This window comes from Sorangium sp. So ce363 (assembly GCF_051520435.1).
Taxonomy (GTDB): Bacteria; Myxococcota_A; Polyangia; order Polyangiales; family Polyangiaceae; genus Sorangium; species Sorangium cellulosum_B.
On record NZ_CP150333.1, the window covers coordinates 237,398 to 251,148 of the forward strand.

The window sequence follows — 13,751 nt, forward strand, 5'->3', positions numbered from 1 at the left end:
CCTACCAGCTCGTCGCAACGCCGCCCCAGAAGTAGGGCTCCTGCTCGGGCGCTCGGGCGCGGGGAAGCGCGCGCCGCGGCGGAGCTCGGGTGGCGCGCGGTGGCGCGGGCGCGGACATGGGGGCGCTCCGGGTCAGGAAGTGTCCAGGCGCGGCACGAAAGTCGAGGCGGCCCATCCCATCCAGCGCGCCTCCCGTGCGGGGCGCCTCCGCCCGTGGCAGGCGTCCGGTTTTCCGTCGTTTACGCCGTCTGGGGCCCGGAGATCGGCATACACCGTGCAATCACAGCGCCTCATGCGCTCCGGTGAGCCCTGGCTCTGGTCTTGTGATCTCCGGCGAGCGGGGCGCGATGAGCAGTTCGAGCGCACACCGCGCCGTGGGCTCGCGTCGGGGCCAGCTCGTCGAGCGGTCGTCGCGGGAGCAGGGTAGCCGCGAAGGGGGGATGCGTCCGTGCGAATCCATCATCTCAACTGCATCTCGACCTGTCCGGTCGGCGGCGCGCTGATGGACGGGCGAACGCTGGGGCTCCGCGGGCGGCTGACGTGCCATTGCTTGCTCCTCGAGACGGAGAGCGGCCTGGTCCTCGTGGACACCGGGCTTGGGCTGCTGGACGTCTCGATGGCGAGGAAGCGGCTCAGCCGGTTCTTCCTCTTCCTCGTGCGACCGGAGTTTCGCGCCGAGATGACCGCGCGCCGGCAGATCGAGCGCCTCGGCCTTCGACCCGAGGAGGTCCGCCATATCGTGCTCACCCACCTCGATTTCGACCATGCCGGAGGCCTCGACGACTTTCCTGGAGCGCAGGTCCATCTGCTCGCCGACGAGCGTGACGCCGCGGTCGCGCGGCGGACGCTCCTCGACCGGATGCGCTACCGGCCGGCTCAGTGGTCGACGCAGCCGAGCTGGATTGCCTACCCCTCGGGCGGTGGCGAGCGCTGGTTTGGCTTCGAGGGCGCGCGGCCGGTGGGTGGATTGAAGGACGAGGTGCTCTTCGTCCCGCTCATCGGTCACACGCTGGGCCACGCTGGCGTGGCTATCCGGAGCGATGGCGGCTGGCTGCTCCTCGCCGGCGACGCCTACTTCTATCACCGAGAGATGGACCCGGTTCGGCCGGCATGCACGCCGGGTCTGCGTCTCTATCAGTTCATGATGGAGAAGGACCGCGGCGCGCGGCTCGAGAACCAGCGGCGGCTGCGCGCGCTGCGCGAGGAGCGCGGCCACGAGGTAAGGCTCGTGTGCTCTCATGACGTCGTGGAGTTCGAGCGCATCACCGGACGAAGCCATGCTGTGCCGGCCGGAGCGGGGAGGGACGTGTCGGAGCCACCGCTGTGGACCCCCGCTCCGGTCGCGGGCGCGCGCTGACCGCGCACAGCGGGCCATCTCCTCTCGGTAGGCCGCCTCCGAGGGCCGGGCGGCTCGTGGCTACGTTGCATCCCGGCGCGGCGCCGCGCCCACCGGAAGCGTGAAATGGAACGTCGTGTGGCCCCCCTCGGGGCTCTCGACCCAGATCCTGCCGTCGTGGGCCTCGACCAGCCCCTTCGCGATGTACAGGCCGAGGCCGAGGCCGACCACGCGCTCCTCCTTCGCCTTTCCCCGGAAGAAGCGTTCGAACAGGAGCGGGAGGTCCTGGGCCGGGATCCCGCGGCCGCTGTTCCGGATAGAGATCTGCACCGCGTCGTCGCGCCGCTCCAGCGCCACCTGTATCGGCGTCTCGGGATCACCGTATTTCACGGCGTTGGAGATGAGATTGCTGAGCACCTGCTCGACGCGCCCGGCGTCCGCGTGCACGATCGGGATCTCCCCGCGGCTCTCGACGTCGACAACGCGCCCCTCGGTCTCGCTCTCCATCCGCTCGACGACCGCCTCCACGAGCGCGCGCAGGTCGATGGGGGCGCGCTCGATCGCGAGGCGACGCGACTCGATCTGGGAGATGTCCGTGAGATCGGAGACCATCCGCGCGAGCCGCTTGGCGCTCGCCAGGATGTGTCCCGCCCTCGTCTTCACCGCGGTCGTGACCTGGGGCTTCCGTTCGAGCTGGGTCGCGTAGCCGATGATCGTCGTCACGGGCTGCTTCAGGTCGTGCGCGACGACCGACGTCCACTCTTCCTTGAGCCGCTCGAGCTCCTTGAGCCGGGTGATGTCGTCGAAGACGACGACCGCGCCGAGCAGCTTGCCGTTCCCGTCGACGATGGGGCCAGCGCTCGCGAGCACCGCCAGCATGCTGCCGTCGGCGCGCCGGAGCGACAGCTCCCTCGAGCTCGTGACCTCGCCTCGCAGCGCGCGCGCCGACGGCTGCTCCTCGTCGGTGAGCGGCTCCCCGTCGGGCAGGCACAGGCCCCATGCGCCTAAGGGCCCGGGCGGCGAGTCTGTCCCGGCGAGCTCCTGGGCGCGGCGATTCCGGGCGATCTGCGCGCCGGCCCGGTCGAGGAGGAGGATGCCGACAGGCGAGCGCTCGATGACCGCGTGGAGCCAGCGCCGCTCGGCCGCGAGCTGTCCGAGGAGCTGCTCGCGCTCCTCGTCGGCGAGCTTCTCCGTGGTGACGTCGCGCGAGATGCCGATCCCGGCGATCGGGTTTCCGTGCTCGTCGTGCTGGATCGTGATGTGGGTCGAGACCCAGCGGGTCCGGCCGCTCCTGTCGATGATCCGGAAGGTGAGCCGGCCGCCGGCCGCGGCCATGTGCTCGACGAACGCATGATAGCGCCCGACGTCCTCGGGATGGATCAGGGTGACGAACAGCTCGGGGTCCTCGTACCAGGCCGCGGGCGGATAGCCGGTGTGCTCGAGGACGGCGGGGTTGATGTACTCGTAGCCCCCCTCCGGGCCGAGCCGTATATGGAAGATGACGTCGCTCGCGTGCTCCGCGATCATCCGCAGGCGCTCCTCGCTGAGCCGCAAGGCGCGATCGGCGCGCCGCTGTTCGGTGACGTCGAGGGCCGTGCCGATCATCCGCAGCGGAGAGCCGTCCTCGGCGCGGATCACGTCCGCCTCGGTGTGGAGGGAGCGCTCTTCGCCGTTCGGACGGACGATCCGGTAATCGACGCAATAGGGCAGGGTGCCCTGGAGCGCGAGGTCGACGGAGCGTATCACACCCTCGCGGTCCTCCGGGTGGATGCAGGCGAGGAACCGCTCGTACGTGAGCGCGCCGGCGTCGCGAGACAGGCCCAGCATCCGATAACACTCGTCGGACCAGAGCAGCTCGTTGCTCGGAATGTGCCAGTCCCAGTTGCCCAGCTTCGCCAACCTCTGCGCGCGGGCGAGGCTGTCCTCGCTCAGCCGGAGCGCGGCCTCCGTCTGCCTGGCTTCCGCGATCGTCGCGTGGAGCTGCTCGCGCGAGCGCTCGAGCTCGTGGTTCTCCCGCTCGAGCTCCTCGATCCGTGCGCGCTGGGCGTGCAGCTCGGGGGCGGTGAGCGCCATCCCGAAGAGGCTCGACAGGGCGCCCGCGATCTCGACCAGCTCGGTCTGCGGGAGGGCGGGCTGCGCCGTGGCGCAGAGCAGCACCGCGCGCAGGGTGCCGGCGAAGGCGATGGGGATCGCGAACTCGCGGGTGCAGCCGCAGCGTCGGCGCAGATGGCCGGCGTCGAGGAGCGCGTCGGCGCTCTCGTCCTCGGGCGCGACCTGCGCGATGTTCAAGCGGGCGGCGGCGCCGGCGAGGCTCGGGGCGTCGAGCGGCAGGCGCCGGAGGGCGTCCAGCGAGCCCGCGCTGCCGCCCGCGCAGGCGACGAGCCCGAGCGTGTGCGGCACCTGCGCGACATCGTAGAGGCAGGCGATGTCGACGTGGAGGAGGCGCGCCGCCGCCGCCACGATCGCTTGCTGCGGACTGTCATCGCCGGCGCGCGAGAGGGCCATCGACGCGTCGGCCACGGCGCGGGCGAGCGTGTCGCCCGACGCCGGCGGATCCCCGCGGTGTCGCTCCCTGGACGGTCCACCCCGTTCGGCTCCGCGCCCTCTGTCGTCGCTGTTCAATCCGCCCCTCGCGCCTTCTACCCGGATCCTGGTGGGCGCGAAGCGAGACTATCACGAGCCTTCGCGCCGCAACCTGGTTCACGAGCCTTCGCGCCGCAACCTGGTTCACGCGGCCGTCCAGGGCCCGGGCCGGTGCAGGCCGGCGGCGGCTCTGCCGCGCACGCGCTGGCTGAGGAGGACGCCGGGGAGGAAATGCGCGGCGGCCAGCGCGCTGGGAGGCGGCTACTGGGCGGCGTCGCCTCCTCGTGGCGAAGGCCAAGCGCCCCCGCACCTCTCGAAGTGCGTGGGCGATTTGCATACTGACGGCAACCTCTCATCGTCGCTGTAGGGGTCGAACGCCGTCGCGCGCACCCGGGCGTGCGGAGGTGGCCTACCTCGGTTGCGCCGCACAGGCGCGCGGGCTCTGGCTTCGTGATGGCCAATCACACCGGGACAGAAGCATTCCGGTGAACCATCGAGCCGAGAGCGGCGCTTCCACGCGGGGGTGCAGAGGCGCAACCCATGATTCACGCCATGCAGGAAGACCCCCGGCGTTTGCGCGGCGAGGTTCAGGTGGTTTTCATCCTCCCCCACTCAGAAGGGTCTTGGCGACCCGTCGATGCCATACGGCTGGGCGACATAGATGCGCAAGAGAAAACGTGAATTACAGTGTGAGTGTGAGCGTTGGGCGGACCCGACCCAGGTTGGTGGCGCGGACCCGACCCAGGTTGGCGCGCGCGGACCCGACCCAGGTTGGCGGGGCGGATCCTGTGGACCGACCAGGTGCAGCGGATCCGATGCCGGTTGGCGGACTAACCGCAACCCAGGTTGGGCTAGTCGGCTCCAGCTCGGGTGGCGGCCCGCCAGGCGGCCGCCACCCAAGAAGCTTGGTCGAGCCGCGAAATGATTGGCTGAAATCCCTGGCACGGCGCTTGTCTTATTGCGCCTGTCATGAGCCAGCCCCGCGAGATCGCTGCCGGAGCCACCTACCTCATCACCCGTCGCGTCCTGCGCCGGCACCTGCTCTTCCGCCCGGATGCGGCAATCACCCAGCTCTTGGTCTACGTCCTCGCGGTGTCGACCCGCCGTTACAGCATCGAGGTCCATGCGATCTGCGCCATGTCGACGCATCTGCACCTGGTCGTGACCGACTCGAGGGGCGTCCTGCCGCGGTTCTTGCAATTCTTCCATCGCATCGTCGCGCTCGGCACGAAGGTGCTTCGCGGGTGGGAAGGCCCGGTATGGGACCACGAGGCCACGAGCGTGGTGCGGCTGCTGACGCGCGCGGCGGTGGTGGAGAAGATTGCTTACGTCATGGCGAATCCTGTCGCCGCTGGCCTGGTGCAGCATGCTCGCGAGTGGCCGGGCGCCAAGGTGGATGTGGACGAGCTCGGTCGCGGCGTGCTGCGCGCGGCACGGCCTTCGGTGTATCTCGACCCGAAAAACCCCCAGTGGCCCGAGGAAGCGACGGTCTCGCTCGCGCTGCCGCCGGCCATCGAGCAGGACAGCGCGGAGGGCTTTCGCCAGGACGTCTCTGCCGAGCTCGAGCGACACGAAGCGCGGGCCCGCGTGGAGGTGCAGCGGCGAGGACTTCGCTTCTTGGGCGCCGAGAGAGCCGGCAAGGTGTCCCCTCACGAGCGCGTGACGAGCTTCGAGCCGCTGCGCGACGGCAATCCGACGTTTGCGGTGGGTCGCGAGCAGGGAGATGCGTGGCGAGTCGCAGGTGCCGCTGTGCGTGCGTTTCGAGCGTCGTACCGTGCGGCGCTGGAGCGATGGCGTGCCGGCGTACGCAGCGCTGTATTCCCCGCGGGGACGTGGTGGATGCGCACGTTTCACGGCGCCAGTGTGGCCGACGTCGTGCTCACGGTGTAGAGCCCTAGCGGCGCCGTGGCAGGGAGGTGGGCGGGACGGGCGAGGGCATCAGTGCCTTGTCGTGGGGCGCGTCCGTCTGGGACCGGCGGTGTGGACGGACGAATCTCGTGCGGCGGTGTACCCGTGCCTTCGTACGTCTGCAGGCGGTGCCGAACGCAGAGGAAGCGGCGTCAGGGGCAGAGTGCTATACGCGATGGTTGGCCGAGCGGAATGATTCCTCTCGAAAGGTGGACCCATGGGATAGTCATTCCGGGGTGGGGTGCCGCCGCCCCCCGGCCGCAACGCAACCTGGCCGCATCGCAACGTAGGTCGGTCGTTTTCGCGTGCGGGGTGCGGCGCAACCTGGGTAGGGTCGTTTGGTCGTTTATGCAGGCACGCGCACGAGGCGAATCATGATCGGACGAAGAGGTCTCATCTCCCGACGGTGGGCGGCCGCCTCGCTGCTCATCACGGCGCCCCTCGCCGGTGGCTGCTCGGAGGACTACCACTTCACCCCCGTGCGCGTGAAGGCGCTCGAACCCGCGGCGCAGATCGTCGCCGGTGCCTACCATACCTGCGCGATTCTCAGGAACGGTAATACCGCGTGCTGGGGCGACAACGAAGCGGGCCAGCTTGGCGACGTTTCCATCGGCTCGCTGAGTACCTCCCCGAGGTGGGTCTCGCTCGCAGCGGACCCCGTGCGTCTCGCCGCTGGTCCGCGGCACACGTGCGCGCTGTTCGACGAGGGGAGGGTCAGGTGCTGGGGGGATGACGTGGGCGGCTCCCTCGGCGTCGTGCCGGCGGGCTGCGCCGACACTTCCGGGGGCGCGGACGTCGTGGCTGGTGGGCGTTGCCCGGTGCCACCGCGCGACGTGCCCGACCTGGAGGGCGTGGTTGAGCTCGCGGCCGGCGGGCTCGTGGAGGCGGACGACCCATCGCTCGGGTTCACGTGCGCCGTGCGCGGCGCCGACACCGTGGTCTGCTGGGGTGACAACCGGAGCCACCAGCTCGGCTCCGATCCCGAGACCGTCGTGAGGAGCGAGCCCGCGCTCGTCCTCGACCTGGGTGGGTTCCCGCTGCGCGGCGTGACGCGCGTCGCCGCCGGCGAAGCGCAGGCGTGCGCCCTCGACGCGCAGGGCGACGTGTGGTGCTGGGGAGACGGTGCCGCCGGAGCTGCCCGCAAGGAGGGCGTGCGCGGCGCGACCGACGTTGCGGTGGGCGGGCGCCACAGCTGCGCTGCCCTCGGCACGGGACAGGTGGCGTGCTGGGGTTGGAACCTCAACGGCCAGAGCGGCGGCGGGCCCATCGTCGACAGCGCCGACGAGGTTGTCGGCGTCACCCTCGTCGAGGGCGTTGCCGGTGCGAAGGCCGTCGTCGCCGGCGGGCGCCACAGCTGCGCGCTGCTCGACGACGGCGGCGTCGTGTGCTGGGGCTCCAACCAGAGCGGCCAGCTCGGCTCCGAGGAGGCCAACCTGGTCTCCGCGCCGGTGCAGGCGGCGCTCGACGTGCGCGCGGTCGCCCTCGCCGCCGGGCGAGAGCACACCTGCGCGCTCGACGAGGAGGGCGGGGTGTTCTGCTGGGGCAGCGACGGCCAAGGCCAGATCGGGACCGGGCGACAGTGACGCGCGCCGCGCGGCTGCTCGCGGCCGTGGCAGGGATGGCCGGCGCCCTCGCCCCTGGCGCTGCTCTCGCCGATCCGGTGCGGCCCTTTCAGATGGATCTCGCCTTCGGCGCGTGCGCGGGCAGCGGCGTACGGGTCTTCGAGGGCAGGCTGTTTCTCGGCTGGTGCGGGTCTACGGGCCCCGACAGCGCGTCGTGGGTCCCGTACTTCTCCGGGGGGCTCTCGGCGAGCGCAGGCTCGACCGACGTTGACGATCGCCGTGGCTTCGACGGCCAGGTGCGCGTCGCGCGCTACGCGCTCGGTCCCGAGCTCCGCGCCGGCTTTGCCGGCGAGAGCGGCACGATGAACCACTACGTCTATCTGGCCGTCGCGCCGGTCTACCTCTTCGCCGGGACGCTGAGCGACAGGCTCCCCGAGGCCGGCGGCGCGCTCGGCGCGCGCGCGGCCCTCGGCCTCGGCCTGCCCGTGAAGTGGCGCATGATCTTCGGGAGCCGGGACGATCGGCTGTGCGACGGCAAGGACGACTGCCTGCTCGTCGACGCCCTGCTCTTCCTCGTCCCCAACCACGTCGAGCTCGCGTACGAGAACGCGGCCGGCTCGTCTCACCGGCTGGGCGGGGCGGTGGGGTACAGCTTCTGAAGCGCGCCGGCGCTTCCCGCGCCCTCACCCCTCGAGATAGGAGCCGAGCTCTCGCTGCCGCGAGCGCGTCCGGAGCTTCTCGAGCAGCTTCGCCTCGATCTGACGGATGCGCTCCCGCGTCAGCGAGAACGACTGCCCGATCTCCTCGAGCGTCTCGTCCTCGTTGCCGTCGAGGCCGAAGCGGCGCCGCAGGAGCTCGCGCTCACGCGGCTGCAGCGAGTCGAGCAGCTCGCGCGTCTGCTCGATCAGCCGGCGCCGGGCCAGCATGTCCGCGGGCGTGGGCTCGTCGTTGGCCAGCAGATCGCCGTACCGGGTATCGCCCTCCTCGCCGACGGGGGCGTCGAGGCTGAGCGGCTCGAGCGCGAGCTCGCTGATCACCCGCACCTTCTCCACGGTGAGGCCGCTGCGCTCCGCGATCTCCTCGACGGAAGGCTCGCGCCCCCGCTCCTGCACCAGATCTCGCCGGGCGCGCACCACCTGGCTCCGGATCGCGGTGAGGTGGACCGGCATCCGAACGGGCTTTCCCTGGTTGAGGATCGTCCGCTTGATCGCCTGCTTGATCCACCACGCGGCGTAGGTGCCGAAGCGGTGGCCGCGGCGGTACTCGAACTTGTCGGCGGCGCGGATCAGGCCGAGGTTCCCCTCCTGCACGAGGTCCAGCAGCGGGACGCCGAAGCGCTGGTGCTCCCGCGCGATGGCGACCGCGAGCCGGAGGTTCGCCTGGACGAGCTCGGACTTCGCCTGCGCGACGGCGCGGCGCCCCCGGGCGATCGCCGCGATCGTGGCCTCGATCGCGGCGCGCTCCGCCTTGTCCGCCTCGGCCGCTGCTGCGCGAAGGCTCCGCTCGATGCGCTCCTCGAAGGTCGGATCGAGGCGCAGCTCGGCGAGGCCCGCGGCGAGGCCCGCGAGGGCGGTCTCCACGCCGTCCTCGGTGATCTGTCGGCCGAGGAGCGAGCGGGCGAGCGTGAGCAGCTCCGCGAGCCGCTTCGCGGAGGCGTCCGCCTCGGGATCACCCGCGTCGGCCTCGCACAGCAGATCCCGGAGGCTCAGCGCCCCGACCTGGACGTCCTCTGCCGTCGAGGCGAGCTCGCGCAGCGCGACGGGCGACCGGACCCACGCCTCGAAGCAGGCGAGCGCGCCCGCCTCGATACGACGGCCGATCGCGACCTCGCCCTCGCGCGTCAGCGGCTGGCTGCCGGCGAGCGACCGGAAGTAGAGCTCGGTCGCGCCGAGCGTGGCTTGCGCGCCGGTGGCCTTCGCGCGCCGAGCTGGCGCGCGCTCGCCCGCGCGTCCGCCCGCGGAAGCGATGGAAACGGGATGACTCGATTCGGACTCGCTCGTCGAGAGCGAGGGACGGAACCTCATTCAATGCGCTCCAGTGTTGCCGCTGCGTCGTACCCGACCGCGAAGGGTGTGAGGGGGCACGATCATCAATGCGCCTCGATATCCTAACCGCTGAGGACGTAAATAGGAAAACGAATCGACCGCCGACATGGCGCATTTCCACGGCGTTTTTCGGTGTTGCTGCCCCGCTCGGCGCGGCGCGTTCTCGTTGTCCTCGGATGGCGGCGCGCGCGTGTGCGTTGCCGGACGAGTGTACGTCGCCGGACGAGCGGACGCGCCCCTCTCGATCGCGCTGCGGGGCGGAGAAGCGGGCGTTGGAGGGCGCGACGTGAGGGCGCTGGCGGAGGGCCTCGTGAGGGGGCGCTCTCGAACCGACACGGGCGGCCTCGGAGGGGGCGGAGCGAGGTCGCGAGTTGCCGGGACCGTACGGCGGGGCAGCGGGGCCGGTCGAGACCGGAGCGGGCGGCCTCGGAGGGGGGCGGAGCGAGGTCGCCATCTGTCTGGTGGAGCGGCCGCGACGGGGCGGGATCGATCCGAGACGGCAGCGGACGGCAACGTAGGTCGGAAGAATCGTAGGTCGGAAGAACCGACCCTTGCGCGCGGCGGCGCTGCTGCTGAGCCGCGCTTCGGGGCGATGCGCTTCGGGCACGACGCGGAGCGTCCTGCGCGCCGCTGGCCCTGCGCCGTCCGGGCAGCGGTTGCTATGCTCCACGCCCGCGCTGCCCTCCGGAGCGCGCAGTAGCCATTCCACCGAGGAGCGACGCGCATGATCCAGATCTTCGGCACGGCCAAGTGCAAGGCGACGCGGGCGGCGCAGCGGTTCTTCGCTGACCGGGGCATCAAGGTGCAGCTCGTCGATCTGCGCGAGAAGGGCCTCTCCAAGGGGGAGCTCGCGAGCGTAGCGCGCGCGGTGGGCGGCGTGCGCGTGCTTTACGACGCGGAGAGCGCGCGGGTGAAGGAGCGTGGCCTCCAGCACCTCGGCCCGAGCGATGCGCGGATCGCGGAGCTCCTCGTCGACGATCCGCTCCTGCTCCGCACGCCCATCGTGCGCGACGGGACGCGCGCCTGCGTGGGCGCGGCCGAGGCGACCTGGAAGGCCTTCGCCGATGCCGCGAAGGGCGGGTAGCGGGAGGGCGGGCCAGGGGATCGGGGGAGGCTGGGCCCGCGCGCGGGCCGAGGCGGCCCCGAAGGGAGCGCGGTCATGCCGCGACCCGCGTCGCCGCCTCGTCGCAGGTGCAAGCGCAACGTTTGTGCCAATGCCGAGGCGGCAGTCAGCGCTCGGGGCGCCTCTCCTCGACGTGGTGCCGTCGACGCTCCACGCGATGCTTCTTCGCCGGCTTCGCCGGAGTCGCCGGCCTGACCGAGGCCCCCGCCTTCACCGTAGCCCCTGCCCTGACCGAGGTTGCCGGCCTGACCGAGGTTGCCGGCCTGACCGAGGTTGCCGGCCTGACCGAGGCCCCCGCCCGGACCGAGGCCCCCGCCCGGACCGTCGCTGCCGGCCTGACCGTGGTTGTGCGGTGCACGTGGTGATGGTGATGGTGATGGTGGCCGTGTCGCTCGAAGCCGACGCGGTAGCGGACCAGGGCGCGCGGCTCGTCGCGGTAGTAGACCCAGCCGTGGTGCGACGGGTAGTACCAGCGGCCGTCCACATAGTAGACGTAGGTCCCGCGGTAGTACACGCGCGGGTAGGTCTCGACGTGGACCGGCGCCGCTGCGATGTGAACGACCGGCTCCTCGTACACCGCGAACTCCTGGTACGTGACGGTCGCATGCGCCGGCGCAGCGGCCCTGGTGTGGACTTCTGCCGCGCACCCGGTCGCGCCGACGAGCGCGAGCGCAACGAGCGCGGCCAGCACGGCGAGCCTGCTGCTGCGCTGCTGAGCGCGCGCCGCAGCTCTGGGGGAGGAAACATCGAGGACTGGCACGTTCATCTCCATGGGGGTTCACAGGAGCAACTGCGGTGCCACCCGGCGAAGGCGGAGCGCCGCCGCGTGGCACCGCAGGGCGCCGCTCGCTGGTATAGCGCTTGCTGCCGTGCCGCGCATCGGCGCGACAGCGCCAGACTTGGATAAAGGAAGACGACCCCCATGAAACTTTCGAAGGTGCTCACCGGTCTCGCTGGCTGCGTCCTCGCCACTGCCTCGCTCACGGGGTGCATCGTCGTCGATCATGACGATGACCACGATCACCTCACGCGCGGCTCGCTCACCGTCGCCCTGACCATCGACGGCAGCGACGACCCGTGGGCGTGCTTCGATCACGACGTGAGCGGGGTCGCGGTCAGCGTCGAGGACGAGGATGGCTTCCTCGTCCTCGACGCGGTGGGGGACTGCGATGATCTCGGCCTCACCATCGACGGCCTCTCCGAGGGGTACTATGACGTCGATGTCTGGCTCGTGGATTTCGACGGAGACGCGATGAGCGACATCGTGCGCGTCGAGAGCGTGGACGTGCTCGACGGCGCCGAGACGCTTGTGGAGGTCGATTTCCCGTGGACGTGGATCGACTCATGACGCGTGCGGCTCGCCTGAGCGACCGCGCGCACGCGCCTACTCGCCCGCGATCGCGGTCACGAGACCATGGGCGCCGTCATTGGATCGGATAGGCGGGGTGGCGCTCGGGGAGCTCGGCGCTCGCGAAGGCCGCGAGCAGGCGCCGTCGCCGCCGCCCTGCGGGACATGAAGCCCTGTTACTGGGACTTCTGCGATTCCCCTTGCCGCTGCGCGTAGGCCTGGGGGCCTTGCTGCTGGCTGCGTTGCTGCTGTCCGCGTTGCTGCTGGCCGAGCTGGGCGCCCTGCCGCTGGCCGGGCTGCATCTGGCTGACCTGTCCGCGTTGCTGCTGTCCGCGTTGCTGCTGGCCGAGCTGGGCGCCCTGCCGCTGGCCGGGCTGCATCTGGCTGACCTGTCCGCGTTGCTGCTGTCCGCGTTGCTGCTGGCCGAGCTGGGCGCCCTGCCGCTGGCCGGGCTGCATCTGGCTGACCTGTCCGCGTTGCTGCTGGCCGACCTGGATGCCCTGCTGCTGCTGGCCGACCTGGATGCCCTGCTGCTGGCCGACCTGGATGCCCTGCTGCTGGCCGGTTTGCGCCCAGCCGAACTGTCCGCGTTGCTGCTGGCCAGACTGGGTGCCTTCCTGCTGTCCGCGTTGCTGCTGGCCGCCTGCCTGCTGCTCGTGGAGCAGCAAGCAGAACAGCTGCTCGGCCTCCGTCAGGTGCTGCTCGACGTCCGCTCGCATCGCCTTCACGCTGGTTCGTATCCTGGCGTTCTCCGCGTTCGCGACGCCCGGCACGTCGAGGAGCTCGAGGGCGCGGCGATGGAAGGAGATCTGAGCCCAGATGAAGGCCGTGTCGAACTCGGCGCCTTCCTCCTCTTCCAGCGCTCCGCTCACCTCGGTCGAGCTCTCGTCGAGCTCCCGGCAGCGCGAGCACGACTCCATCCTGATACCTGAGCCCCTCGAGCCCGCGCCGAGCTGCTCGGACTGGGAGTGCTCCTCGACGATCTGCTCGGCGTAGCGCTTCACGTCCGGGGACTCGGCCTTGTCCAAGGCGATCTGCGACAGATCCACCTCCTTCTGGTGGATGAACGAGATCAGCATCGTGAGCTCAGCGTCCGACGGCTGCTGCGTCGCGCTGCGCTCTCCGCGGCCTCCCTGCCTGTCGCCCTGACTGCCGATCTGCCCGCGGCCCCCTTGCCTGCCGCCTTGATGGCCGGCCTGCTCGCCGCACATCTGCCTGTCGCCCGCGCGCTGGCCGCCGGCCCGTTCGCCGCCCTGTCTGCCGCCTTGATGACCGGGCTGCTCGCGGCCTCCCTGCCTGCCGCCGGCCTGCGCTCCACCGCCCCTCCCGGCGCCTCGCGCGCCGTCTCGGCCCGTCTGTCCGTGGCTCCTGCCGTCGGGGCCCGTGCCGGTCCGCTCTTGCCCATCCGTTCCATCGCGATTCGCCTCGGCGTCATCGTCGCTGCCCATGCAGCCGCCGGCCCCCGCGAGGACAAAGCTCCCAGCGAACATGATCGCCATGAGGCGACCTGAACGATTGCCCATCATTGCTTGCTCCTTGGCCGACACCGGCGCGCTGTCGCGCTCACCTGCCGGTTATCGGCCCCGAACATCTGGGTTCGGGAAGCGAGGATGGTGAGCGAGGTGGAGCCCTAAGCCTGCATCGTCATTTCCCCGAGCGCCCCTGCGCCCCCTGCGCGATCACGCCGAGAGTCGCAGTCCCGCTCGGCGTTGACCCAGACCCAGCCGGTGCGCAGCGGCCGGCCCGGCGATCGACCATGATCCCAAGGACCCGCTCGGGCACTCGCCCGCGCGCCGCCGTCGGCGCCGTCCGCCCGCGCCTGCGCGGCGCCGGACAAGCTGCCAGG

The 13,751-nt window shown here is 71.2% G+C and carries 11 protein-coding genes; 7 read left to right on the plus strand and 4 right to left on the minus strand.

What is annotated here, in order from left to right; genetic code table 11:
* The first annotated feature begins 448 nt into the window (after nucleotides 1-448).
* On the plus strand, nucleotides 449-1,357 hold the full coding sequence (locus tag WMF12_RS00965) for an MBL fold metallo-hydrolase (protein WP_437859894.1): 909 nt from the start codon (nucleotides 449-451) through the stop codon (nucleotides 1,355-1,357).
* A gap of 60 nt (nucleotides 1,358-1,417) precedes the next feature.
* Here the strand turns inward: WMF12_RS00965 and WMF12_RS00970 are convergent, their stop codons facing one another.
* Nucleotides 1,418-3,856, minus strand: a complete 2,439-nt coding sequence (locus tag WMF12_RS00970; protein ID WP_437859907.1) for a PAS domain-containing protein — start codon at nucleotides 3,854-3,856, stop codon at nucleotides 1,418-1,420.
* Between the two features lie 1,032 nt (nucleotides 3,857-4,888).
* Between WMF12_RS00970 and WMF12_RS00975 the strand changes: the two genes are divergently transcribed.
* The 3 genes from WMF12_RS00975 to WMF12_RS00985 all read left to right on the plus strand — a co-directional run bounded on the left by WMF12_RS00975 (nucleotide 4,889) and on the right by WMF12_RS00985 (nucleotide 8,048).
* Nucleotides 4,889-5,809, plus strand: a complete 921-nt coding sequence (locus WMF12_RS00975) for a transposase (protein WP_437859919.1) — start codon at nucleotides 4,889-4,891, stop codon at nucleotides 5,807-5,809.
* Between the two features lie 392 nt (nucleotides 5,810-6,201).
* Complete coding sequence (locus tag WMF12_RS00980) at nucleotides 6,202-7,410, plus strand: RCC1 domain-containing protein (protein ID WP_437859927.1); 1,209 nt, start codon at nucleotides 6,202-6,204, stop codon at nucleotides 7,408-7,410.
* Nucleotides 7,407-8,048 carry a hypothetical protein gene (locus WMF12_RS00985; protein WP_437859933.1) on the plus strand — a complete coding sequence of 214 codons (642 nt, stop codon included), beginning with the start codon at nucleotides 7,407-7,409 and terminating at the stop codon, nucleotides 8,046-8,048. Before WMF12_RS00980 ends, WMF12_RS00985 begins: the two co-directional genes overlap by 4 nt.
* 24 nt (nucleotides 8,049-8,072) lie before the next feature.
* On the opposite strand, the gene WMF12_RS00990 is transcribed toward WMF12_RS00985, so the two are convergent.
* Entirely contained in the window at nucleotides 8,073-9,413 is a 1,341-nt protein-coding gene (locus WMF12_RS00990) for a sigma-70 family RNA polymerase sigma factor (protein ID WP_437859941.1), read from the minus strand.
* A 745-nt stretch (nucleotides 9,414-10,158) separates the two neighbouring features.
* Between WMF12_RS00990 and WMF12_RS00995 the strand changes: the two genes are divergently transcribed.
* Nucleotides 10,159-10,518, plus strand: a complete 360-nt coding sequence (locus tag WMF12_RS00995) for an arsenate reductase family protein (protein WP_437743687.1) — start codon at nucleotides 10,159-10,161, stop codon at nucleotides 10,516-10,518.
* A 145-nt stretch (nucleotides 10,519-10,663) separates the two neighbouring features.
* Here WMF12_RS00995 and WMF12_RS01000 read toward each other — a convergent pair whose 3' ends face one another.
* Nucleotides 10,664-11,317, minus strand: a complete 654-nt coding sequence (locus tag WMF12_RS01000; protein ID WP_437859951.1) for a hypothetical protein — start codon at nucleotides 11,315-11,317, stop codon at nucleotides 10,664-10,666.
* Between the two features lie 162 nt (nucleotides 11,318-11,479).
* On the opposite strand from WMF12_RS01000, the gene WMF12_RS01005 reads away from it, so the two are divergent.
* Nucleotides 11,480-11,905 (plus strand): hypothetical protein, encoded by a 426-nt coding sequence (locus WMF12_RS01005; protein WP_437743689.1) that lies wholly within the window; start codon nucleotides 11,480-11,482, stop codon nucleotides 11,903-11,905.
* A gap of 176 nt (nucleotides 11,906-12,081) precedes the next feature.
* Here WMF12_RS01005 and WMF12_RS01010 read toward each other — a convergent pair whose 3' ends face one another.
* On the minus strand, nucleotides 12,082-12,984 hold the full coding sequence (locus WMF12_RS01010; protein WP_437743690.1) for a DUF4142 domain-containing protein: 903 nt from the start codon (nucleotides 12,982-12,984) through the stop codon (nucleotides 12,082-12,084).
* Between WMF12_RS01010 and WMF12_RS01015 the strand changes: the two genes are divergently transcribed.
* A complete protein-coding gene (locus WMF12_RS01015; protein WP_437748159.1) occupies nucleotides 12,874-13,416 on the plus strand; it encodes a hypothetical protein in 543 nt (180 codons plus the stop codon). The two genes, WMF12_RS01010 and WMF12_RS01015, sit on opposite strands and share 111 nt — an antisense overlap.
* Nucleotides 13,417-13,751: the final 335 nt, after the last annotated feature.